20 protein-coding genes are annotated in these 23,587 nt (G+C 68.1%); 2 read left to right on the top strand and 18 right to left on the bottom strand.

The window, feature by feature from the left end; all coding sequences use genetic code 11:
• Positions 1–10: 10 nt before the first annotated feature.
• The 3 genes from CFE50_RS20985 to msbA are packed head-to-tail and all read right to left on the bottom strand — an operon-like array spanning position 11 to position 4,129.
• Positions 11–1,426: a PIG-L deacetylase family protein gene (locus CFE50_RS20985; protein WP_286737132.1), complete on the bottom strand. Its 1,416-nt coding sequence runs from the start codon at positions 1,424–1,426 to the stop codon at positions 11–13.
• 1 nt (position 1,427) lies between these two features.
• A complete protein-coding gene (locus CFE50_RS20980; RefSeq protein ID WP_286737131.1) occupies positions 1,428–2,324 on the bottom strand; it encodes a GNAT family N-acetyltransferase in 897 nt (298 codons plus the stop codon).
• Positions 2,318–4,129 (bottom strand): lipid A export permease/ATP-binding protein MsbA, encoded by a 1,812-nt coding sequence (gene msbA, locus CFE50_RS20975; RefSeq protein ID WP_286737130.1) that lies wholly within the window; start codon positions 4,127–4,129, stop codon positions 2,318–2,320. The genes CFE50_RS20980 and msbA overlap by 7 nt, the downstream gene beginning before the upstream one ends.
• 104 nt (positions 4,130–4,233) lie before the next feature.
• On the opposite strand from msbA, the gene CFE50_RS20970 reads away from it, so the two are divergent.
• Positions 4,234–4,830 carry a serine acetyltransferase gene (locus CFE50_RS20970; RefSeq protein ID WP_286737129.1) on the top strand — a complete coding sequence of 199 codons (597 nt, stop codon included), beginning with the start codon at positions 4,234–4,236 and terminating at the stop codon, positions 4,828–4,830.
• Here the strand turns inward: CFE50_RS20970 and CFE50_RS20965 are convergent.
• Both CFE50_RS20965 and CFE50_RS20960 read right to left on the bottom strand, forming a co-directional pair.
• Positions 4,805–5,644: a glycosyltransferase family protein gene (locus CFE50_RS20965; RefSeq protein ID WP_286737128.1), complete on the bottom strand. Its 840-nt coding sequence runs from the start codon at positions 5,642–5,644 to the stop codon at positions 4,805–4,807. The genes CFE50_RS20970 and CFE50_RS20965 overlap by 26 nt on opposite strands.
• A gap of 22 nt (positions 5,645–5,666) precedes the next feature.
• Positions 5,667–6,716, bottom strand: a complete 1,050-nt coding sequence (locus CFE50_RS20960; RefSeq protein ID WP_027598561.1) for a hypothetical protein — start codon at positions 6,714–6,716, stop codon at positions 5,667–5,669.
• A gap of 117 nt (positions 6,717–6,833) precedes the next feature.
• Here CFE50_RS20960 and CFE50_RS20955 point away from each other — a divergent pair, with 117 nt between their 5' ends.
• Complete coding sequence (locus tag CFE50_RS20955; RefSeq protein WP_241809362.1) at positions 6,834–7,475, top strand: lipopolysaccharide kinase InaA family protein; 642 nt, start codon at positions 6,834–6,836, stop codon at positions 7,473–7,475.
• Here the strand turns inward: CFE50_RS20955 and CFE50_RS20950 are convergent.
• The 13 genes from CFE50_RS20950 to glnE form a co-directional block, all read right to left on the bottom strand.
• Complete coding sequence (locus tag CFE50_RS20950; RefSeq protein ID WP_044342189.1) at positions 7,472–8,638, bottom strand: O-antigen ligase family protein; 1,167 nt, start codon at positions 8,636–8,638, stop codon at positions 7,472–7,474. The two genes, CFE50_RS20955 and CFE50_RS20950, sit on opposite strands and share 4 nt — an antisense overlap.
• A gap of 5 nt (positions 8,639–8,643) precedes the next feature.
• Positions 8,644–9,405 (bottom strand): glycosyltransferase family 2 protein, encoded by a 762-nt coding sequence (locus CFE50_RS20945; protein WP_286737127.1) that lies wholly within the window; start codon positions 9,403–9,405, stop codon positions 8,644–8,646.
• A 50-nt stretch (positions 9,406–9,455) separates the two neighbouring features.
• On the bottom strand, positions 9,456–10,415 hold the full coding sequence (locus tag CFE50_RS20940) for a glycosyltransferase family protein (RefSeq protein ID WP_286737126.1): 960 nt from the start codon (positions 10,413–10,415) through the stop codon (positions 9,456–9,458).
• Entirely contained in the window at positions 10,412–11,545 is a 1,134-nt protein-coding gene (locus tag CFE50_RS20935; protein WP_241809680.1) for a glycosyltransferase, read from the bottom strand. The genes CFE50_RS20940 and CFE50_RS20935 overlap by 4 nt, the downstream gene beginning before the upstream one ends.
• Positions 11,542–13,284 carry a carbamoyltransferase family protein gene (locus CFE50_RS20930; protein ID WP_286737125.1) on the bottom strand — a complete coding sequence of 581 codons (1,743 nt, stop codon included), beginning with the start codon at positions 13,282–13,284 and terminating at the stop codon, positions 11,542–11,544. Before CFE50_RS20930 ends, CFE50_RS20935 begins: the two co-directional genes overlap by 4 nt.
• A gap of 186 nt (positions 13,285–13,470) precedes the next feature.
• Positions 13,471–14,892: a lipopolysaccharide kinase InaA family protein gene (locus tag CFE50_RS20925; RefSeq protein WP_286737124.1), complete on the bottom strand. Its 1,422-nt coding sequence runs from the start codon at positions 14,890–14,892 to the stop codon at positions 13,471–13,473.
• Positions 14,889–15,644: a lipopolysaccharide kinase InaA family protein gene (locus CFE50_RS20920; RefSeq protein WP_241809682.1), complete on the bottom strand. Its 756-nt coding sequence runs from the start codon at positions 15,642–15,644 to the stop codon at positions 14,889–14,891. The genes CFE50_RS20925 and CFE50_RS20920 overlap by 4 nt, the downstream gene beginning before the upstream one ends.
• A complete protein-coding gene (locus tag CFE50_RS20915) occupies positions 15,641–16,372 on the bottom strand; it encodes a lipopolysaccharide kinase InaA family protein (RefSeq protein WP_027598552.1) in 732 nt (243 codons plus the stop codon). Before CFE50_RS20915 ends, CFE50_RS20920 begins: the two co-directional genes overlap by 4 nt.
• On the bottom strand, positions 16,372–17,178 hold the full coding sequence (rfaP, locus tag CFE50_RS20910; RefSeq protein ID WP_286737123.1) for a lipopolysaccharide core heptose(I) kinase RfaP: 807 nt from the start codon (positions 17,176–17,178) through the stop codon (positions 16,372–16,374). Before rfaP ends, CFE50_RS20915 begins: the two co-directional genes overlap by 1 nt.
• On the bottom strand, positions 17,175–18,293 hold the full coding sequence (locus CFE50_RS20905; protein WP_286737122.1) for a glycosyltransferase family 4 protein: 1,119 nt from the start codon (positions 18,291–18,293) through the stop codon (positions 17,175–17,177). Before CFE50_RS20905 ends, rfaP begins: the two co-directional genes overlap by 4 nt.
• Entirely contained in the window at positions 18,290–19,297 is a 1,008-nt protein-coding gene (gene waaC / locus CFE50_RS20900) for a lipopolysaccharide heptosyltransferase I (RefSeq protein ID WP_007161951.1), read from the bottom strand. The genes CFE50_RS20905 and waaC overlap by 4 nt, the downstream gene beginning before the upstream one ends.
• A complete protein-coding gene (waaF, locus tag CFE50_RS20895; protein ID WP_241809685.1) occupies positions 19,298–20,332 on the bottom strand; it encodes a lipopolysaccharide heptosyltransferase II in 1,035 nt (344 codons plus the stop codon).
• A gap of 113 nt (positions 20,333–20,445) precedes the next feature.
• The gene (gene glnE / locus CFE50_RS20890) at positions 20,446–23,406 is read right to left on the bottom strand and encodes a bifunctional [glutamate--ammonia ligase]-adenylyl-L-tyrosine phosphorylase/[glutamate--ammonia-ligase] adenylyltransferase (protein ID WP_241809686.1); all 2,961 of its coding nucleotides are present in this window, start codon (positions 23,404–23,406) and stop codon (positions 20,446–20,448) included.
• Positions 23,407–23,587 lie beyond the last annotated feature (181 nt).

The raw sequence follows: 23,587 nt of genomic DNA, 5'->3' as shown, positions 1-23,587 counted from the left end.
GAGGTCGGGGTCAGAGCTCGTCGCGGCGGCTGATCCAGAACAGCTCGTGACGCCGCACGGCCTTGCGGAAGAATTCGTCTTCCCCGGTGCGCGGCCAGCGGCGACCGGCCAGCAGCCACTGGATGGCCCGGCGCAGGCGCTTCTTGGCCGGCAGCGGCACCAGCAGGTCGTGCTGCATGCCCAGGGCCATGGCCTTGTCCAGCCGCCGCTCGGGCGTGAGCAATGGACTCCAGGGCACCAGGGGGGCCGGCGTCTCGATGGCGGGTGGCAGGGCGATGCCGCCCTCGGCCGGGCCCATGGGCCAGCGGTCGTTGTCGTGCAGGTGGTTGGCGTAGAGCAATTCGAGTTCGGGCTGCCACTGGCTGAGGGTCAGGGCTTCACGCAGGGCCTGGGTGCTGGCCACGTGATCGGCATGGGGATCGATCTGCGGATGCGGCAGCACCACCACCTCGGGACGGAAGTGCTCCAGCAGGGCCACCAGATCGGCCACCAGATTGCGCCAGGTAGGCGCGCCGTCGACATCGCCGGGCAATTGCAGGGGATTGTGGCGACGGGCACTGCGCACATCGCTGTCGCCGGACTCGCGGGAGCCGAAGGCGTCTTCCGGCGCCTGGCGCATGGCCGGCAGCTGCAGGCAGTAGTAGCCCAGCTGCACGCAACGCTCTGTTGGTACTCCACCCCACAGCGGCGTGACCAGGCTGTCCCAGGTGCGCAGGCGCCCCTTGAGGCGAGCCGCCGCCTGGCGGTCGAGGCCCAGGCGCTGGTAGTGCCCGGCCTCGATCTCGCCCTGGGTCAGGGTGACGATGCTGGCTTCCCGCGCCTGGCTATAGAGACCGAAGGCGGCCAGTTCGGCGTCGTCGGCGTGGGGCGCGATGACCATGACGCTCTTGCTGCGGAGATCCGGCTGGGCGAAGACGTGCAGGCGCAACTCGCCCTGCAGCCGGCAGAAGCGCGTCCAGAGGTGCAATTCACCACACCGCAGGGCCTCGGCATAGCCACTGAGATTGACGTAGCGCCGTCCGGCGACGCCGCGCTCGAAGTCCTGGCGATCGCCTTCGTCGCCCGCGCGCAGGCGCACCTGGGGATCCAGCAGGCGCCCGAGCCAGCCGGCGCGCAGCCGACATTCCAGGAACAGCGTCAGCTCCCCCGGCGGCAATTCCACCGCGGCCAGGCGGCCGTGCTGCAGATGCAGGCCCAGCACCAGGGTGTCGGCAGGGAACTGATAGCTGTAGTTGTCGCGCGGCGAATAGAAGAGGTGATCGGCGAACCAGGCCTCGTGGCCGAGCCAGACCAGCAGCGCCAGCAGCGGCGCGCTCCACCAGGGCCCCAGCGCCAAGCAACCGAGCAGCACGACGGCGATGACCGCCAGGACCAGCCGCTTGTGGCGGCGGTGACGTTTGAGCAGGGCTTGTTTGCGGGCGGTCATCTCAGCTCTCGAAGACGGTGACGCGGTGGCACCAGCGGTCCTTGTAGTCGCGATCGGCGCGGCCGAAGGAATAACGCAACGTCTTGCCCAGGGCGCGGGCGTCCTGCCAGGCGGCCTGGGTGTTCAGATAGGTGAGGACGCTGCCCGGACTCAGGTCGCTGGCCGCGGGATCGACGCCGCCGTTGACGTACTCGACGCTGATCCAGTCGGGCGCTTCCACCCGATAGAGCACCTGGATCGCCACCGGGCGTTCGCCAAGCATGAGCAGCGAACCGGTCATGAACTCGCGCAGCAGGGCGAACACCTCGGCCAGCCGCGCCTTGCCCGGTACCTCGAAGCCCCAGCGCGCCTCGAACAGCTCGGCATAGATCCGTGCCTGCTCGGCGCTGTCCAGCTCGGCCATGGGGACCACGCGCCCGCCGGCGTCTTCGAACAGGCGCTGCTCGCGGCGCTGGTTGTAGCGGAATTTCTTCGACCAGGCTTCCGGCTCGCGGAGCATGGCCAGTTCTTCGCCCTGCCGGCGCAGACCGGCGAAGCGCTCGTCGCACAGCGGCGACAGATAGCGGGCGCGCTGGCGCAGCGGTGCCAGCGCGCCCGGCGCGGCCGGCAGGATGATCTCGGCGTTGCCCAGGTCGAACAGGGCGCGCTGGCGACGCTTCTTCAGCACCGTGCGCGCCAGCGCCAGTTCGCGCCCCCAGCAGGGCACGGCGGCCTGCAGGCCATCCGCGCCGGGCCAGCCCAGGTAGCGCACCGGGATGCCGGCCAGTTCGGCCAGGCGAGCGATGACCTCGGGGTGGGTGGCGACGCTGCCGCCATGACGCTGCCAGGTGGCGGCATAGTCGGCGGCGGAAATCGTCGTCCAGCCGCGTTCGCGCCAGAAGCGGAATCTGTTCAGCATTCGATCGTCGGCGCCGGCGGCGCGACCTCCTCGAATTGCTTGGCATGCAGCCGCGCATAGTAGCCGTTCAGCGCCAGGAGCTCGCCATGACTGCCACGCTCGACGATGCGGCCATGGTCCATCACCAGGATCAGGTCGGCCTTCTCGATGGTGGAGAGGCGGTGGGCGATCACCAGGGTGGTCCGGCCCTGCATGACCCGGTCCAGCGCCGCCTGGATGTGGCGCTCGGACTCGGTGTCCAGCGCCGAGGTGGCCTCGTCGAGGATCAGCAGCGGCGCGTTCTTCAGCAGCGCCCGGGCGATGGCCAGGCGCTGGCGCTGGCCGCCGGAGAGCAGCACGCCGTTCTCGCCGACCTGGGTGTCGTACTGCTGCGGCAGGCGCTCGATGAATTCGTCGGCATAGGCCGCCTCGGCCGCCGCCCTGACCTGCTCCATGGGCGCCCCGGCCAGATCGCCATAGGCGATGTTGTTGGTGACGCTGTCGTTGAACAGGGTGACGTGCTGGGTCACCAGGGCGATGTGCCGGCGCAGGTTGGTCAGGCGATAGTCCTGGATCTCCAGGCCGTCGAGGAGGATCTCGCCCTCTTCGTGCTGGTAGAAGCGCGGGATGAGATTGGCCAGGGTCGACTTGCCGCTGCCCGACCGACCCACCAGGGCCACCATCTGGCCGGGCTCGGCGACGAAGTCGATGCCTTCCAGCACGGCCTTCTCGGTACCCGGATAGCGGAAGGTCAGGTTGCGTACCTCCAGGCGACCCTGGACGCGCTCGCGCTCTTCGCGGCCTTCGTCGCGCTCGGCGGGTTCGTCGAGTTGCTCGAAGATGCTTTCCGCGCCGGCCACGCCGCGCTGGATGGTGGAGCTGACCTCGGAGAGCTGGCGGATCGGCTTGGGCAAGAGGCCGGCCATGGTGATGTAGGCCACCAGGTCACCGGCGGAGGCTTCGCCGCGCAGCCAGAGCACCAGGAACATCAGCACCGCCATGGCCGAATAGATGACCAGCTGCAGCATGGGCGTATAGACCGCGCCGGTCTTGGTCATGGTCAGCTGCTTGTCGGTGTTGGCCGTGCTGGAATCGAGGAAACGCTGCTGCTCGTAGGTCTCGCCACCGAAGCTGCGCACCACCCGATAGCCCTGGATGGCCTCGGAGGTGATGTGGGTGACGTCGCCCATGGCCGATTGGATCTTGCTGCTCTGCTTGCGGAACTTGCGGCTGGCGCTGGTCACCATCAGGGCGATCAGCGGCAGGATGGCCACCATCACCAGGGTCAGCTTCCAGTTCATCCACAGCAGGGAAGCGAACAGGAAGACCACGGTCATGCCTTCGCGGATCACCACCTTGATCGCCTCGGTGGCGGCGCCGGTCACCATGGTGACGTTGAAGGTGATGCGCGAGATCAGGTGACCCGAGTTGTTGGCGTCGAAATAGCGATTGGGCAGCCGCAGCATGTGGTTGAACAGCGCCACCCGCAGGTCGTGCACCAGGCCGAGGGAGACCCGCGCCAGGAAGTAGTTGCCGAGAAAGGACCCGACGCCCTGCCAGGCGGCGATCAGGATGATCATCAGCGGCACCGCCTGCACCAGGTGCAGGCCACCGACGATGGGCCAGCCTGGGAACATGGAGGCATTGGGGTTGTTCAGGCCATCGACGAAGTACTTGAGGATGCCCGCCAGCATCGGCTGGGTGGAGGCGAAGATCAGGAAGCCGACGATACTCAGGGCGAACATGCCGATGTAGGGCCGCACGTAGCCGAGCAGGCGGAAATAGATCTTCAGACTGGAGGTCTGCGCAGGGGAGTCTTGGCTCATGGTCTCGTCGTGACGCAAAAGCGCCATGTTAACACGCACCCGCCGCCGACCCAGCGGCGGGATTTTCCGCTAGGCTTGCCCTCCCCTGCTCCGGAACGTCCGTCATGCCACCGCTGATCGCCACCTTCGCCGAACTCAAGGACCTCTGGCGCGTGGAGGTGCTGGATGCACCGGGCAAGCCCCTGCGCCTCAAGCGCCTGTTCCGGCGCGTAGCGGCCGGAGAGAGTCCGAGCTTCCTGTTCTGGTATCGCCTGGCGCAATTTCTCTATTGCCGCCCGCGCGGCCTGCTCAACTATCGCAAGCTGGCCGAGCGCATCAATCGCCGGCTGATCCGCCGGCACAACATCGAGATCCTGCTGGGCGCCCGTATCGGTCCCGGGTTGCGCCTGCCCCATCGCATGGGCATCTGCGTGTCGAATCTGGCGGTTATCGGGCGCAACGTGATGATCCGCCAGCACACCACCATCGGCATCAAGAGCGACGATCCGGCGCACCTGGTCGGCATCTTCATCGGCGACAACGTCAGCCTCGGCGCCCACGTCTGCATCGTCGGCGACCACCTGACCATCGGCGACAACGTGGTGGTCGGCGCCGGCGCCCTGGTGATGCGCGACATTCCCGCCGACAGCCTCTACTACAGCCGCCACGAGGCGGTGATCCGCCCGCTGCCGGGCGTTACGCCCGGGGATGCCGCCCGCTGAGGACGGTGCGCAGCATCTGCGGCAGCACGCCATACAGATACAGCCGATTGCCCAGCAGTTGCCGCCCCAGATAGCGCAGCACCTTGCCGCGCGAGGCGCCCTTGTAGTGCAGGCGCAGCAGCAGGGCGACATAGAATTTCTCGATGTCGCGAAAGCGCCGCTGGGCCGGGGTCTCGGCTTCCAGTTCGGACAGCGAATGGTCGAGGATGCCCGCGCAGCGCAGTTCGACCGGCTCTTCCCGCGCCAGCGCCTGCACCCGCAGGAAAAAGGAGACATCGACGCCATAGAGGGCGAAGCGCTCGTCGAAGACATCGCCGTGGCGGGCCGCGATACGCGCGGCCAGGCCCTGCGTCAGGCACAGCCCCGAACTGATGGTCACGGTGGCCTGGGGATCCAGCGGGCCCTCCGCGGTCACCACCGCCTTGTACTGGTGGGGATAGCGGATGGCGCCCGCTCCCAGCACCAGGGGCACCAGCAACTCGGCCTGCTGCCCGAGCGCCTGCAGAAAGCGTGCGTCCACCACGGTGTCCTGGTCGAAGATCACCAGGCGCTCGGCGCCCAGTCGCAAGGCCTGGTTGTAGACCCGGCTCAGCGGCGGATTGCCAAGGTCCTCGCTGATGAGCACCTCCGTCCAGCCCGGCGCGGCGAGCAGCGCCGGGCGATCCGCCTGATCCAGGGGCTGGGGCCCGTTGTTCCAGACCAGCAGGGCGCTGTCGGCCGGCAGGCTGGCCGCGGGCTGGGCCAGCAGGCTGGCGAGGGTGGCCGACTCTCCGGGGCGCAAGCCATAGAGGACGACGAGAAAGAGCGTTCGCATGGGCTTTCCTGAGGATGGCGGCCTAGCCGCGCACCCGCTTGCGCAGGTAGTCGAGGGCCGCGCTGGCTTCGTCGGCCAGGTGCGGGCGTGGCAGGTCGTTGGGCCAGATGCCTTCGGCGAAGGCCTGGCGATCGCCACCGCCCAGGCGCTCGCTCAGCGCCCGCTCCCACCAGACGTGGCGGCAGGCGCGGGCATAGCTGTCCTGGGGCGCCAGGCAGCCGTAGAGCAGCTTGCGTCCCAGACTCGCGCGCTGCTTGTCCAGGCCGGCCAGTTGCCACTTCACCCGCAGGCGGGTCCAGACATCGGGCAGCGGCTTGGTCAGGGGCACCTCCTGCCAGTGCCGCTGCAGCTCCGGGGAATAGTCTTCGCCATAGCGCTCGAAGAAGTGCGCCAGCATGAAGTGCAGAAAGCGCTTTTCCGCGTAGTAATGGCGCACGGGACCGCGCGCCGCGCTGATGGCCAGATCCGCCAGGCTGAACGACAGGGCGATCTGCTCCAGGGTATGGACCTCCTCGTCGTGGCCATGCCAGTCGTCGATCAGGGCGATGGCCCGCTCGACCCGCGGCAGATGGCTGCGCGCCAGACCGCAGACGCCGCTGTTATAGAGCCGGGTCTCTTCCGCCGGCTCCTGGCCACGGGCGGCCAGGGCGGCGGCGAACCGGGCGAATTCCGGGCGGGTACGGGCCTTGCGCCAGGGCCACTCCTCAATGTCCATCAGCCCGCGCTGCTCATCGATGCCGTCGAACAGCGCCGCCAGCGGGGTCTGGACCACGGTATCGCTGTCGAGGAACAGGGTCTTGTCGGCGGCGGGCAGCGCCCAGGCGATGGCGCAGGCCTTGCTGCGATGCAGATAGCCGTGCTGCCCCTGCCAGGCCTTGAGCGTCGCCCCCTCGATGGCCAGCACTTCCACCGGCCAGCCGCGATAGTCCTGCGGCCGATCGGTCAGGATACGGAGGGCGATGTCCTGGCCCTGGCGCCAGTGCAGGGCGCTGAGCAGGCTGAATTTCAGCTCCTGCCGATAGGCCTGAGCACCGCCGTAGACGAAATACAGGAGTTGGCGTGTTGGGCGCATGTAAAGCTGCCGGCAAAAATCTGATTCTAGCAACAAGCGACCGGATAGGTCGTAAGGGTCACTTCACAGCCTGCCACCTTCGGGTAACATGCACGCCCTGACGTTGACGGGTCCTGCATGAAGCCTCTCGAACATTCGCGCTATCTCGAACTGCGCGACGCCGCCCAGGTAGTGGAAGCCGACCACCATGGCGACAAGGTCCTGCGCCTCACCGATGGCAGCTATCTCAAGCTGTTTCGCCGCAAGCGGCTGTTGACCTCGGCGGCGCTGTTTCCCTACGCCCAGCGTTTTGCCGACAACGCCCGCCAACTGGCCGAGCGCGGCATCCCCTGCCCGCAGGTGCTGGAGGTCTATCGCGCCGCCTCGCTGCAGCGCGACCTGGTGCACTACAGCCCGCTGCCGGGCGCCACCCTGCGGCAACTGCGCAGCTCCAGCGAGGCCGCGACCCTGCGGCCGGCGCTGGGTCGCTTCATCGCCAGATTGCACGACAGCGGCGTCTATTTCCGTTCGCTGCACCTGGGCAACGTGGTACTGACGCCGGAAGGCGAACTGGGGCTGATCGACATCGCCGACCTGCGCTGCCATTCGCGGCGTCTGCCGCTGCGCCTGCGGGTGCGCAACTTCCACCACCTGCTGCGCTATACCGAGGACCGCGACTGGCTGTTCGAACCCGGTCGCGAACCCTTCCTCAGGGCCTATGCCGAAGCCTGCCGCCAGCCCCTGGACTGGCGCGAGCTCGACCGGCAACTCCAGGACTAGACCGGCACCGCCTGTCCCAGCGCCAGCTTGCGCCGGCGCTGCACCTCGGCCCCGGCGATCATCGCCGCGGGCAACAGCACCAGCGGCCACAACTCGTCCGGATTGCCGATCAGCTTGGCGCCGTCGAAGTTGAGCATCAGCAGGGCCACGGCCAGATAGAGTCCCCAGGGATCGCGCTGGCGCAGGGCCGCGCCTAGGCTGGCCAGCATCAGCACGCCAAAGATCAGCAGCGACACCAGGCCGGTGTAGATGCCGAAGGACACGAAGATGTTGTGCGGGTGCTGGATGGCCTCGGTGCCGTGCAGCAGGTCGTGACTCTGATAGCCCAGACCGCAGCCCAGCCACCAGCCGCAGGACTCCCAGTCCTTGATCATGAAGTGGAACAGCTCGATGCGCCCGGAATCCGCCCGCCCCCAGAAGGCGACGAACCAGGCCTCGGTATGCACCACCTGGACCACCCCGGCGATCAGGGCACTGACCAGGACCACCAGCGCCAGGGTGCGCAGCGGAAAGCGCGGAAAGGCGAACAGCACGCCGAGGGCGGCGAGGAAGCCGATGCCCACCAGACCGGTGCGGGTCTGCAGGGCGAAGGAGATGCCGACGATGGTGACCACCACGGCCGCCAGCAACTCGATCCAGCGCCGCTCGCGGATCCAGGTGGGCGCCGCCAGGCCGCCCAGGCAGACCATCCAGATGCTCACATAGATGGGATTGGAGATGCGTCCCGGCAGGTGGATGACCCGCTGGCCGACCGCATAGTGGCCGGTGAGCCAGAACACCAGGCTGGAGCCCACGGCATAGGCGCAGACCACCCAGAAGGCCAGGCGCACGAAGCCGGGCCGGCGAAAGAAGTCGCCATCCACCAGGCAGGCCACGCTCAGCACGAACAGCAGCACATAGAGGATGTGCTTGAAGAACTGCCCCTCCTCGGCCCGCACCCCCGGCACGATGAACCAGGCGAGAAACACCAGCCAGAGCAGCAGCAGCGGCGAGCGCCAGTCGATCAGCCGCGGGCGCAGGACGAAGAGGATCAGTGCCGGCAAGGCGATGGCCGCATAGTAGTAGCTGTTGATCCACTTCGCCGTGGGGATGCACAGGTAGGCGGCCATGAACACCAGCACCGCCAGGGTGAAATAGCGACTCTGCTGCAGGCGATCGAGCAAGGGTGTCACCACAACAGGGCTCCCAGGAGTGCACCGACCAGGAAGGCCAGTGCCAGTTTGATGCGTTCCATCCGCCGGCGCTTCCGCTTGTCGTTGCGGTCCTTGTCGCTGACCACGTGCTGGCCGAAGCCGGTGTGCAGCACGGCATCGTTTTCCAGGATCAGCGCGTGGCGCTGGGCGTCGGCATAGCGCCGGGACAGCTCCTTCTCGCCGCTCAGGTCGCCATAGGGCGCGTGCAGCAGGTAGTCGGCGCGTCGGCGCAGACCGGGATTGAAGGAAAAACCCTGCCATTCGGGCTTGTGCGAGCCGACCTCGTAGAAGGCGATGCCGGCATGCACCTGCCGCGGCTTGAGATAGACGTAGGGGCTGTGGATCGCCAGGTCATGGGCATGGCTGCGCAGCCAGACCTGCAGCGCCTGGGGATCGGCCTCCAGCAGCGCCTGGGAATCCTCGATGAAGCCCGGGCGATAAAAGGCCCAGTCGTCTTCGCAGTGAAAGATCCAGTTTGTCTCGACCCGGGCATAGGCGGCGTCGACGCTGCGCATCTGGCCGAGCTTGGGGTTGTTGACGATGAACTCCGTGTGCTCGCGCCAGTGCTCCGGGATGCAGTCGCGTACCGCTTCGTCGCCGGAGTCCTCGGTGATGAAGACCCGGCGGATGGGCGCGGTGTTGAATTCGTCGAAGGTCGCCAGCGTCTGCCGCAGCAGGTCGAAGCGCCCGCAGCTGGTGACGACCACAGAGATGTCGCTGTCGGCGGAAAACTGCACGTTCTACCCTTTCTGCCAGTTGAGTCGAAAGCCGGACCTTGCGCGGCGCATCAGCGTCCCAGCAAGCCCAGCAGGCGATGCAGGAACCCCGGTGCGACGGCCGGTCGCAGCGCTGGGGTTATAGCCGAAACGATGCGCTCACCCAAGTGGCCGAAGGCGAAAGAGTGACGCGCCAGGGCCTCTCCCGCCCTGGCGATGGCCGTCGCGTGCGCCGGATCGCTTCGCAGCCGGGCGAGTTTCTCGCGCAATTCGTCCAGCGAGCGATAGAGCACCACGTTGACGCCATCCTCAAAGCCCAGCGCCCGGTTCTCTTCTTCGCCCTGGTCATAGGTGAAGAGCACGCAGCCGCAGGCCATGGCCTCGAAGTTCTTGATCATGTATTCGCCCATCCCGACATCGGCGCCGACAAAGAAGCGGATGCGGTTGAGGGTCTGCAGGTATTCGTCACCCGAGCGGGTCTTGGTGATCAGCAGCGGCTCGACCCTGGCCAGGTCTTCCAGCAGCTGCTTGCGGCCGCTGTAGGCCACGCTGCCCAGGCTGCCGACGAAGCCCAGTTCGATGTCGCGCTCGACACCCAGGTCGCGCAGGCGACTGTCATCGTAGCCCTTGGGCACGAAGTGGGCGTCGATCCCCTCCTCCTGCAGCCGCCGCGCCACCCCGGCGCCGGAAACCAGCACCCGGACGTGGGGCATGGCCCGGTAGTAGCGGCTGAATTTGCCGGTGTACTTGCAGGGAATGAAATTTTGGTAGGCGTCGTGTTCCAGCTCCACCAGATTGGGCAGGCTGCGGATGAAGGGGATCTGCTTGAGCTGCTTCTTGAATCGTAGAAACAGCAGGATGCGGTCGTATTGCTCGGGCTGGGGCACGGCGCGGCGGAAATAGCCGCGCAGATCGGCCTGTTCCTCGTCGCTCAGCCAGCGCAGGTCGCAGTCGCAATGGGCGGCGATGCTGGCATAGAAGTGGTCCAGCAGGATGCGTTGCTCCTTCTGGACCAGGAACAGGACTTTCACGGCGCCGGGGCCTTGAAGGCGGCGACCATCGGCAGCCGCCAGAAGTCGCGGCGCACGGCCTCGTCGGAGAAGCGTTCGGCCAGGCGCTCGCGCATGTGCTGCACGCAGGCGCGTCTCTGGCTCGGCGCCAGGCGGCCCAGATGCTGCAAACCCTGGCCCAGGGCCTCGGCGTCGCCCAGGGGAAAGAGGAAGCCCACGCCTTCGACGATCTCCCGGGCGCCGCCGCAGGAGGTGGCGATCAGGGGGACACCGGCAGCCATGGCTTCCAGCAGGACCATGCCGAAGGGCTCGTGGTCCGAACTCAGGGCGAAGACGTCGAAGGCCTTGAAATAGCGCCGGGCGCCTTCCACCTGGCCGAGGAACAGCACCCGGTCGGCGATGGCCAATTCGCGGGCCAGGTCCTTGAGGTCTTCTTCCAGGCGGCCCTTGCCGAGAATCGCCAGCAGGGCATTGGCCGGCAGATTCGGCAGGGCGGCGGCGAAGCCGCGCAGCAGCGTGGCCTGGTCCTTGTCCGGATGCAGGCGACCGACGTTGCCGACGATCCAGGCGTCATGGGGCAGCTTGAGCTCGGCGCGGGCCTGATCGGCCGGCAGGAGTTCGCGCTCCACCGCCTCGACGTCCAGGCGGTTGTAGAGGGTCTCGATGCGCTCGGCCGGCCAGTCCTTGAGGCGCAGGCGCAATTCGTCGCGCACCGCGTCGGAGACGCCCAGCAGGGTCAGGCGCTTGTTCATCAGCTTGGCGAACAGCCGCCGGCCGAGCCGGTCGTAGTCGCCAAAGGCATGGTGCACGCCGATCACCGGCAGATTGGTGGCCAGGCAGGCGATCCAGATCGGCTTGAAGCGATGGGCGATGACGAAGCGGATGCCCCGCGAGCGGACGATCTCGCGCAGCGCCTGGATGGCGCCGAGCTTGAGTCCGCGCACGTCCCGGGAGGAGTACTCCAGGAACAGCACCTCGTCGCTGCCGCAGCCGGCGGCCACCTCGGCATCGGCGGTGCCGGTGAGAAAGACCGTGGTGACGCGATAGCCGCTGCCCGCGAAGAGGCTGGCGGTCTGGCGGGCGCAGTCGAGGAAGGGACCGTCGTAGCCGTGACAGAACTGCAGCACCCGCGGTTCGGCGGAACGCGTCATACGCCAGCCCCCTCCTTGACCACCAGGATGTCTTCCATGATCAGATACTGCAGATCCGAGCCGAAGAACATGTTCAGGGCGTCGGTGGGCGAGCAGACCATGGGTTCACCGCGGCGATTGAGCGAGGTGTTGAGGGACACGCCGTTGCCGGTGAGCTTCTCCAGCTCGACCATGAGGTCGTACCAGCGCGGATTGTGCCGGCGCTCCAGCACCTGGGCGCGGGAGGTGCCGTCTTCGTGGACCACCTCGGGTACCCGGCTCTTCCACTCTTCGTTGACCTCGAAGGTAAAGGTCATGAAGGGCGAGGGATGATCGACCTTGAGCATCTGCGGCGCCACGGTGTCGAGCATGGACGGGCAGAACGGCCGCCAGCGCTCGCGGAACTTGATCTGGGCGTTGATGCGATCGGCCACGCCCGGCACGCTGGGGCAGCCGATGATGGAGCGACCGCCCAGGGCGCGCGGACCGAACTCCAGGCGACCCTGGAACCAGGCCACCGGATTGCCGGCCACCATGATCTCGGCGATGCGCTGGGGCATGTCGTCGATCCGCTCCCACTTGGGTGCGTTGGGATGGCGGGCGCAGGCGGCGATGACGTCTTCGTTGCTGTAGCCGGGGCCGAGATAGACGTGCTCCATCTTCTCCACCGGTACGCCGCGGGCATGGGAGACGTAGGCGGCGGCGCCGACGGCGGTGCCGGCATCCCCCGAAGCCGGCTGGACGAACAGCTCCTTGACCTCGGGACGGGCGATGATCTTCTGGTTGAGCTTGACGTTGAGCGCGCAGCCGCCGGCAAAGGCGATTTTACCGGTCTGGCGGATGATGTCGCCCAGGTAGTAGTCCATCATCTCCAGCGCCAGCTTCTCGAACAGTGCCTGCATGCTGGCGGCATAGTGGATGTAGGGATCGTCGGCGATGTCGCCTTCGCGCTTGGGTCCCAGCCACTCGATCAGCTTGGGCGAGAAGTAGTAGCCCTTGCCCTTTTCCTTGTAGCGGCGGAAACCGATGACGTTGGCGTAGTCGGTGTTGATGATCAGCTCGCCGTTCTCGAATTTCGCCAGGCGCGAGAAATCGTACTTGCTGGCATCGCCATAGGGCGCCATGCCCATGACCTTGAATTCGCCGTCGAGCATCTCGAAGCCGAGAAATTCGGTGAGGGCGCCATAGAGGCCGCCCAGGGAGTCCGGGTCGTAGAACTCCTTGATCTTGTGGATCTTGCCGTTCTCGCCGTAGCCGAAGAAGGTGGTGGCGTACTCGCCCTTGCCGTCGATGCCGAGGATCGCGGTCTTTTCGCTGAAGCCCGAGCAGTGATAGGCACTGGAGGCGTGGGCCAGGTGGTGCTCGACGGCTTCCAGCTTGACCTTCTTGAGGTCGAAGCCGAGCTGCACCAGGCACCACTCGATGCGCTTCTGGTAGCGGTGATAGCGGCGATTGCCGAACAGGATGGCGTCCAGGGCGCGATCCGGCGCGTAGGCATAGCGCTTGGCGTAGTGCCAGCGGGCTACGCCGAAGAGGCTGATGGGCGCATAGGGAATGGCCACCACGTCGACGTCGGCGGGGGTGATCCCGGCCTGTTCCAGGCAGAACTTGGCCGACTCGTAGGGCATGCGATTCTTGGCATGCTTGTCGCGTACGAAGCGTTCTTCTTCCACCGCGGCGATCAGCTTGCCGTCGATATAGAGCGCGGCGGAGGGATCGTGGCTGAGGGCGCCGGACAGGCCAAGGACGGTCAGGGACACAGGTAAAGCCTCTGTACAGGGCGAAGCCAGGGGAGTTCGCCGGGGTTTCGCGAGGCCGCTGCAGGCCCGCCTCGCCTCAAAAACGGCGAATTATAGCCGTTCAGGCAGGCCACGGGTAATGGCCGCACGCCGGAGCGGGGCTTAGCGCACGGCGATTCAGCCCCGGTACAGATGGCGGCGCTTCGCTCAAGCCGGCGGCAGGCGCTCGTCGAGCAACCGGTGCAGGGCGCTGTCGGCCGGCCAGTTGCGCAGCAAGCGGGCACGGTCGCGGGCATAGGCACTGGCATAGGCGCTGTCGCTGCCGTGGGCCTGCAGGGCGTCGAGGTCGATCACCAGCCAGCGGCCGTCGTGCCAGATCAGGTTGGTGCCCTTGAAGTCGCCATGACCGAGGCGCTCGCGGCGCAGGGCCGCGACCAGCGCCAGCAGGGCGTCCAGCTCGGCCGCCGGCGGTGCGGAATCCACATAGGGGGCGAAACGCTCCAGCAGATTGGGCCCGTCGACGAAGGGCGTGACCAGATAGGCGCGACCGCGCAGACCGAGGAAGCGTCGCTCGCGCACGGCCAGGGGCTCGGGGGTGGGAATGCCGAGGAACCGCAGGCGATGGCCTTCGCGCCAGCTGTGCCAGGCTCGGCTCGGTCGCCAGAAGCGCGTCAGCCAGTGGCCGAAGCCCTTGATGTTGTATCTCTTGAGCACCAGGTCCTGGCCCTGCCACTGCAGCCGGGCCACGGTGGCGGCGCCGCCGTCCTTGAAGGTCGGCAGGCCAGCCAGGGCGGCATCGGGATCGGCCAGCAGGCCTTCGAGCTTGGCTAGCCAGGGGCGGCGCACGGCGATCAGGCCGAAGGCGCTGCGGGTGACGGCGAACAGGGTGCACTCCCGACCGCTCTTCTTGAGGTAGTCGGCCAGGCGCCAGCGGCGAATCTCGGCGGTGCGCGCCAGCAGGGCGTCGAGGCGCAGGGCGTGCTCGGCGTTGACCAGCAGGTAGTGGATCAGCAGCTCTTCCAGCTGGGCATCCAGGGCGGCCGGCAACTGGGCGAAGAACACCGCCAGATTCTCCTGCACCCGCGCCTGGGACAGCGGCTGGCCGACCGTCTCGGCCTGGATGTCCGCCGCGTCTATGACCAGGGCGGCGCCGTCCTTGACCAGCAGGTTGTCCAGGTGCAGATCGGCCTGCCAGAGGCCCTGGGCATGCAGCCGCGCCAGGGTGGCGAGGGCGGCGCCGAGCAAGGCATCCTGAGCTGGCGAGAGGGGCGGTTCGGTGGCGAGCGGCTGCCAGATCTGCTCGACGCTGGGCGCCGCCTCGATGAAGTCGAACAGCAGCCAGGCGCCCTGCCCGCCCGCCTCGCCGCTGTCCAGCAGCGCGGGAGTCGGCGCTGCGGCGGCCGCCAGCAGGCGACAGCCCTCGCGCTCGCGGGCGAATTGCCGGCTCGCGCGCTCGCCGACCAGCAGCTTGGCCAGCACCCGCCGGCCCTGCCAGCGCGCCTCGCCGACATAGCGCTGACCAGGCAGCACCCGGAGCAGCGACAGCACTTCCAGTTCGCCACCGGGCAGTTCGATGCGCAGCGGCAGGGCTGGCGCGCGGCCGGCCCTGGCCAGTTGCTCCAGGGTCATGCCTTGCGCTCCTTGTGGCGGCGACGCCCGGCCAGACGCTGGCTCCAGTCCCGCACGGCGGCGCTGTCCAGCGGCTGGTCCAGATAGCTCGCCAGCAGGCGGGCGATGTCCGATTCACTCCATTGCGGCGCGCGGCGCAGCAGGGGTTCGAGATCGCGCAGGCGATCGCGCCGGCCGAACAGCAGCGGCCGGGTCTTTTCCAGATCGATCAGCCGCGCGACCAGGCCTTCGCCCTGGCGCTGCAGGAACAGATGCTTGGGATAGAAGCAGCCGTGCACCTGGCCGGCGCCGTGCAGCTGGCGGGCCAGTTCGCCGACGGCGACCAGCACCGCCTGGCGCTCGTCCGGCGACAGATGCGGCCAGACCCGCAGCCAGCTGTCCAGATCGCGCCAGTCATCCAGCGCCCGGGTCAGCAGGATGGCGCGCCAGCCCTGGTCGTCGCGGCGCTCGCCGTAATAGGCCAGCTCCAGCGCCGGGATGCCGAGCTCGGCGTAGCGGCGGATGTTGCGACTCTCGCGGGCGAAGGTCGGCTCGCCCAGCGGGCGGGCCAGGGTCCGGGTCAGGTAGTCGCGCTGGCGCTTGAGGTAGTAGCCATGACCGGCGACGTCCAGGCGAAACACCTGGCTGAAGCCGCCGCGCCCCTGGTTGGGTTCGTCCACCGCGGTCAGCTCCAGCGCCCACAGCGCCGCGAAGCTGTCCAGGCCCTGGTCGGCCAGCACGGCCCGATCCTCGGCCGCCCATACCTCGTTCATTCCCGCCCCTTGAAATAGTCCAGCACCTCGCGGATGCGCCCCTTGTCGTTGTCGCTGAGGCGCGCGCGACCGCGGTATTGCAGATAGAACCTGAGGCGCTGGGTGCGCGACAGCTGGTACTTGGCGACCTTGTCCAGGCAGGCCAGGTCCTTGACGATGCGCCAGCGCAGCCAGTGGCCGACCCAGAAGGCGCCGGCCGGGCAATCGATGAAATAGAGCACGCCCTGGCCATCCACCAGCAGGTTGCGCCACTTGAGATCGTTGTGGACGAAATGGTGGTCGTGCAGGGTGCGGGTGGCCGCGGCCAGCTGGCGGCTGACGTTGTCCACCCAGACCCGGTCGCGCAGCCGTGGATCCTCGCGCCGGGCCAGTTCGGCGAGATCCAGGGTGTCGGGAATCTCGCGGGTGATCATGGCGCCGCGGGTGAATCCCCGGGGCGAACGCTCCATCCCCCAGGCCACCACCGGCGCGGTGGCGATGCCCCACTTGGCGAAGCGCTTGAGATTCTGCCACTCGGCCTTGACCCGCGGCCGCCCGACATAGCGCCGCAGCCCCTTGCCGGCGCCGTGGTAGCGCTTGACGTAGTAGCGGATGCCGTCGCGCTCGATGCGCACCACTTCCGACAGCGGATCGCTGGTCAGGCGTTCGCCGGTCAGGGCGAACACCGCGTCCAGGGTCGCGAATTCGGGCAGGTGGGCGACGCTGGAATCGATGCGCCAGTCAGCCATCAGAGCCGGTCCCCGTAGCGTTCCTTGCGCTCCAGCAAGGCGGCGGCCTTGCGTTCCAACCGCGCCAGCAGCGGGGCCTCGTCGCGCAGGATCTCGCGCAGCGGGCGCTGGAAGTAACCGCGCAGGAAGCGCAGGAAGTCGCGCCGCGTCAGGCCGATGCCCAGGGCGGAGAAATACAGCCCGGCCAGGTCCTTGTCGCGCCAGCGCCGCGGCACCTGGGTGCGGCACTGGGCGCGGTGCAGGTCGATCAGCCAGAGTCGCAGATTGGCCACGGTGACCGGCTGGGCGGTGTCGAGCAGGAAATGGCAGATGTAGCAGTCGCGATGGTTGACGCCGGCCCGGTGCATGGCGCCGGTCATGCGCGCCACCTCGGCGATCAGCGCCCGCTTGAGCGCCGGCTCGGGCGGCTGGCGGACCCAGTCGAGGCTGAAGTCTTCGAGACTGACGGTGGGCGCCAGCTCTTCGGTGATGATGAAGGAGTGCTGGGTCGCCGGATTGGCGCCGCGCTCGCCAAAGGCCACGGCGGTCATGGTCGGCACGCCAACCTGATGCAGCCGCTCGATGGCCTGCCATTCCTGGCGCGCGCCCAGCACCGGCTGCTTGGCCTGCAGCAGATTCTTGGCGATCTCGCCCCAGCCGATGCCACGGTGGATCTTGACGAAGTAGCCCCGCCCGGCCACCTCGGTGCGCAGGGTGCGGCGGCCATCCAGTTCGCGATAGACCTGACCCTGCAGGGCCTCCACGGCGACGAAGGGATCCTGGCCGGCCCAGAGGCTGGCGAAGGGCTCACGCAATTCCAGGGTCATGCCACCCCCAGGATGACATCGGCGGCGCGCTCGGGCAGCGAATAGAGATCGGCGCTGTCGGCGAAGGCCAGGCCGTTGCGCCCCTGCACCGCGCGGCGCTCGGGATCGGCCAGCAGCTCGGCCAGCATCCGGTCCAGGGTCTCCTGGGCGAAGGGCGACGGCACCACCTCGCCGGCGCGGGCCTCGTCGATGTAGTGGGCATAGCCGCAGACGTCGGTGACCAGCACCGGCAGCCCGGCGACCAGCGCCTCCAGCAGCACGGTGCCGGTGTTCTCGTTGTAGGCCGGGTGGATCAGCAGATCGGCGCCAAGCAGGAAGCGCGGGATGTCGCTGCGCCCCTTGAGGATCTGGACGCGATCGCTCACGCCCAGGGCCTTGGCCTGCAGCAGGAAGGGCTTGGGATCGTCCTGGCCAATGGCGAACAGCCGGGTGCGCTTGCGCAACTCCCTGGGCAGGGAGGCCAGGGCGCGCAAGCTGCGATCCAGGCCCTTGGTCTTGAAGCCGGAACCGATCTGCACCAGCAGCAGCTCGCCCTCCTCCAGGCCGAATTCGCGGCGGAAGTCGACGCGGATCTCCGCGGCATTGGCCGGCGCGCGGCGGTCGGCGGCGATGCCCGGCGGCAAGAGGTGGAAGCGCGGCGCCGGCGTGCCGTAGTGCTTGACGAACAGCGGCTGCTGCACCTCGGAGATCATCAGGATCTCGGTGGAGGACTCGGGCGCGAACACCGCCCGCTCGTATTCGGCGAAGTGGCGATAGCGACCCCACTGGCGATAGAGCGGATTACGCAGGGTCTGGGCCTTGTCCTCGAAACAGGGGTCGGCGGCGTAGTAGACGTCCAGCCCCGGCATCTTGTTGAAGCCGATCACCCGGTCCACCGGATCGCGGGCGAGGTCGGCCTGCAGCCAGGCGTGGAATTTCTCGTTGCGCCGGTGATTGAACAGGGCGCTGACCCTGGCCACCCGCACATCGAAGCCCTCCGGTACCGGGCCTTCCCAGATCAGGGTGTAGACGCGTATGGCATGGCCGCGGCGCTGGCACTCCTGGGCGATGCGCAGGAAGTCCCGCTGCAGGCCGCCAAAGGGAAAGTACTTGTAGAGCACGAAAGCCAGGGTCATGCGGGGAGGTCTTCCAACAGCAGGGTTTCCAGTTCCAGTTCGACCCGCTCCGGGGTCAGGGCGGCCAGACTCGCGGCGGGCTGATCGCGCGGCTCGTCGGTACCATCCAGGCCCACCGCGCTCAGGTGCACCTGGGAGCGGCCATAGGCGCCGACCTTCTTCGGACTGGTCGGGCCATAGAGCGAAACGGTGGGCACGTCCAGGGCGGCGGCCAGATGGCCGAGACCGGTATCCACCGCCACGCAGGCCCGGGCGCCGGCCAGCACCTTGGCCACCCCGGCGAGATTCAGGCGCGGTAGCACCTGGACGCCATCCAGGCCGTCGGCGATGCGTTCGGCCCGGGCGTGCTCCGCCTCGTTGCCCCACAGCAGCCGCACCGGCCAGTCCAGCCGGCTCATGCGTTCGGCCAATTCGCGCCAGTGGGCCTCGGGCCAGTGCTTGCTGACCCAGGTGGTGCCATGCAGGAAGACCACATAGGGCGTCTCGTTGGGACCGGCCAGGCGTTGCCGATCCAGGCCGTAGTCGCCCACGCCGGCCGGCAGCGGATAGTCCAGCGCCTGGGCGAACAGCTGACGGATCCGCTCCAGGGCATGCTGCCCCTTGGCCACGTGATAGCGTTCGTCATAGAAGCGGCTGGCCAGGGGCTCGCGCGCGGAATTGCGATCGAGACCAGCCACCGGCGCCTCGGCATAGCGGGTCAGCCAGGCGCTCTTGAGCAGGCCCTGGGCATCGATCACCCGGTCATAGCGCTGCTCGCGCACCCGGCTCTTGAATTCGCCCCACTCGCCACTGGCCCAGGCGGAAAAGGGCTGCTTGCGCCAGCGCCGCAGGGCCACCGGGATCACCTGGCTCACGGCCGGGTGCCAGGCGGGGATCTCGGCGAAGCCCTCCTCCACCACCCAGTCGAAGCAGATGCCGGGGATGGCCCGCGCCGCATCGGTCAGCGCCGGCAGGGTATGGATGACATCGCCGAGGGACGAGGTCTTGACCAGCAGCACGCGCATCTAGCTCACCTCGACCGGATCGGCGACCAGACGACCGAGGGCGTCCTGCACCAGGCTCGGCTGCAAGAGGCGCAGGCAGTCGTAGTGACCGAAGCGACAGGTGCGGTCGAAGCAGGGACTGCACTCCAGCCCCAGGCGCACCACCTCGACCTGACTGGCCAGCGGCGGCGTAAAGCCGGGCGAGGTGGAGCCATAGACCGCCACCAGCGGGCGATCCAGGGCGGCGGCCACGTGCATCAGACCGGAATCGTTGCTGATCACGGCGCTCGCGCAAGACAGCAGATCGATGGCCTCGGCCAGGGAGGTGCGCCCGGCGAGGTTGCAGACATCTTCTTCGAAGCCGGGGGTGACCCATTCGCGGATCTCTTCACCGCCCGGGGCATCCTTCTGCGAGCCGAACAGCCAGACCTGCCAGCCCTGGCGCAGCCGTGCATCGGCCACGGCGGCATAGTGCTCGGCCGGCCAGCGCTTGGCCTCGCCGAACTCGGCGCCCGGACAGAGCGCCAGCACCGGCCGGTCCAGACTCAGGCCGAAGCGTTCCAGGGCGGCGCCGCGGCTGGCCGGATCGATGGCCAGGCGCGGCTCGGGATAGGGTTTGGGCAACTCGGCACCGGGCGCATGGGCCAGCGCCATGAAGCGCTCGATCATCAGCGGATAGCGGGCCTTGTCCAGGGTGCGGATGTCGTTGAGCAAGCCGAATCTCATCTCGCCGCGCCAGCCGGTGCGCTTGGGGATGCCGGCGAAATAGGGCACCAGCGCCGACTTCAGCGAGTTGGGCAGGAGGATCGCCTGGTCATAGCGACCGCGCAGCTGCTGGCCGATGCGCCGGCGGGTGGCCAGCTCGAAGGCGCCGTGGCCGAGGGGAAAGCTCAGGGCTTCGCGCACCTCGGGCATGCGCTCGAGCAGCGGGCGACTCCACTCGGGAGCGAGTACGTCGATCTGGCAGTCGGGGTGCTGGCGCTTGAGGCAGACGAAGAGGGTCTGCGCCATCACCATGTCGCCGACCCAACTGGGTCCGATGATCAGAATATTCATGCTGGAAGGCGATCGGCACCTAACGGGTGGCCGACTCCCACTCCCTCAGGCCCGGCCTGATCGAAAGCTCGCGCACGGACATCGACATCTTGCCTCTCCTTACTGATGACGGCCTAAAAGGTGGCCGGATTGCCGGACGGCGTGTCCAGCCCCAGGCCGTGCCAGATACGGCGTACTTCGTCGCGCTCGGCGAGAAAGCCGTCGGCCGGCACCTTGCCCGGCTGCTTCTGCAAGACCAGGCGGTGCAGCGCGGCGCGGTAGGCCTTGTAGGCTTCGCGCAGGGCAATGGCGTCCGTGGCCGGTACCAGACCAGCCGCTTCGAGGGATTCCAGGATGCGGATGTTGTCGGGAAAACGCAGCAATTCGGGATGCTGCCACGACCAGGCCAGAACGGCATATTGGACCATAAATTCGATATCGACGATACCGCCGGCATCCTGCTTGAGGTCGAACAGCTGCTCCGGCCGGCGCGCGTTCGGCCCCAGTCCGCCGGCGGTCAGCGCGGTGCCGAGGTTGTCGAGCATCTTGTCGCGCATGCCGGCCACGTCGGCCTGCAGGGTCGCCACCTCTCTTTGCCGACCGAGGATGCGCGCCCGCACCACGTCGAAGCGCTCGCCCAGCCGCGGGCAACCCGCCACCACCCGCGCGCGCACCAGGGCCTGGTGTTCCCAGGTCCAGGCCTCGCTCTGCTGGTAGCGCTCGAAGGCCTCCAGCGAACTCACCAGCAGCCCCGCCGCGCCGGACGGCCGCAGGCGCATGTCCACCTCATAGAGGGTGCCCACCGGGGTGGTGGTGGTGAGCAGATGGATGATCCGCTGACCGAGGCGATTGAAGAACTGGGCGCCATCCATGGGCTTGGCGCCATCGGTCTCGGCCAGGGGATCGGCGTCGTGGATGAACACCAGGTCGAGATCCGAACCGTGGCCAAGCTCGATGCCCCCGACCTTGCCATAGCCGACGATGACGAAATCCGGCTGACAGGGCGAACCGTCGCGCCGCTGCGGCGTGCCATGGCGCTGCACCAGCTGGCGCCAGGCCAGGCCGAACACCTCTTCGAGGATCACCTCGGCCAGCCAGGTGAGATAGTCGCTGACCTTCATCAGCGGCAGGCTGCCGGCGATCTCCGCCGCCGCCACCCGCAGGCTGTGGGCGCGCTTGAAGTGGCGCAGCACGTCCATCTGCTGCTCCAGGTCCTCTTCGGGCAGGCGCATCAGGCGCTCGCGCAACTCGGCGGCCAGTTCCGGCTTCTGCGGCGGATGATAGAGCCGCCCTTCGTTGAGCAATTCGTCGAGCAGCGCCGGATAGCGGGCGATCTGCTCGGCCACCCAGGCACTGGCGCCACAGAGTTCCAGCAGCCGCGCCAGGGCCGGCGGATTCTCGCTGAGCAGGACCAGGTAGGCCGAGCGTCGCGCCACCGCCTCCACCAGCGGCAGCACCCGCTCCAGCGCCCGATCGGGTTGCTCGTCGGCGCTGACCGCATCCAGCAGTCGCGGCATGAAGGCATCCAGGCGTTCGCGACCGGCGCGCTGCATGGCGCGCACCTGACCACTGGCGCGCAGGCTGGCCAGCAATTCCAGCGCCTGCTCCGGCGCCTGGAAGCCCGCCTCGCGCAGTCGCGCCAGGGACTCCTCGGGGTCGAGCAGGTCGTCCCACAGCGGCAGCCAGCTGTCTTCCAGTTCGGCGCTCTGGGTCTCCTCCTCGGGATCGGCGATGGTCTGCTGGAAGTGCCAGTCGATGCGGCTGCGCCAGCCGTCGAGCGCCGCGCTGAATTCATCCCAGTCGGCATGGCCCATGAGGAAAGCCACCCGCGCCCGCCCCTGGGGATCCACCGGCAGGGTCTGGGTCTGCTGGTCGGCGATGGCCTGCAGCCCGTGCTCGACATAGCGCAGGAAGCAATAGCCCTCGCGCAACTCGGCTTCGGCGGCGGCCGGCAGATAGTCGCGCTCGCGCAGACTGGTCAGCACCCGTAGCAGCGGGCGCTGCTGCAGCGCCGGATCGCGTCCGCCGTGGATCAGCTGATAGGCCTGGGCGATGAATTCCACTTCGCGAATGCCGCCCGCGCCCAGCTTGACGTTGTCGGTCATGCCGCGCCGGCGCACCTCCTGGCGGATCAGCTGCTTCATGCTGCGCAGGGCTTCGATGGCGGAGAAATCCAGATAGCGCCGATAGACGAAGGGCCGCAGCAGGGTCAGCAGCTCGGCGCCGCTGGCCTGGTCGCCACCGACCACCCGCGCCTTGATCATGGCGTAGCGCTCCCAGTCGCGGCCCTGGTCCTGGTAATAGAGCTCCATGGCGGCAAAGCTCAGCACCAGGGCACCGGCGCTGCCATAGGGCCGCAGGCGCATGTCGACGCGAAAGACGAAGCCGTCCACGGTGACGGCGTCCAGCGCCTTGATCAGGCGCTGCCCGAGGCGGGTGAAGAATTCCTGGTTGTCCTGCTCGCGCCGCGCGCCGCGGGTCTCCCCGCCCTCGCCATAGGCGAAGATCAGGTCGATATCGGACGACAGGTTCAGCTCCCCCGCGCCAAGCTTGCCCATGCCCAGCACCACCAACTGCTGCGGCTGGCCGCTGTGGCGTCCGGTCGGCACGCCGAACTGGCTGCATTGCTGGGCGTACAGCCAGGCGCAGGCCTGGTCGATGCAGGCATCGGCCAGGTCGCTGAGGTCGCGACAGGTCTCCACCAGATCGGCGCGCCGGGTCAGGTCGCGCCAGACGATGCGCACTTGCTGCAACGTGCGGAAGCGCCGCAGCCGCCGCCCCAGCTCGGCTTCGTCCGGACAGTCGGCCAGGGCGTCGCGCAGGCGCTGCGCCATGGCCCCCGGCGCCAGCGACAGCTCCAGATCGCCGCTGTCGACCAGCGCCAGGCAAGGCTCGGGCAGGCGGCAGAACTGCTCGACGACGAAGTCGCTGAGGGCAGCCACCCGTCGCCAGTCGGCGCGTTGCGCCGCGGACCAGTTCGCCTGGCGGGTCGCCGCCTCGGGCAGCGTGGCCAGGGCATCGGCCAGACGCCGGTCGGCGAGCTCGGCACATGCGACGAGAGTCGGAGGCAGATCGGGACGAAGGAGGGGTATCATGGGCAGTCCTGCGCAGGGACGGTCGAATCCCGCTACCCTGCCGCGAACCCCCTGCCAGGGACATTCCGACGGACCACCTGGTCCGAGCGGGAACCGTTTTCACGTCCGCGGTTCGGAGTTCGCGAGCCCTCGAGCAGCGCGTTCGACAAACGTCGAATTGTTTTTTATCGCATTACAGCTC

This window comes from Pseudomonas sp. PGPPP4, assembly GCF_002256045.1.
Classification (GTDB): Bacteria; Pseudomonadota; Gammaproteobacteria; order Pseudomonadales; family Pseudomonadaceae; genus Chryseomonas; species Chryseomonas oryzihabitans.
Note: the sequence above shows the minus strand (reverse complement) of the source record. Positions and strands in the feature narration are given on the sequence as shown.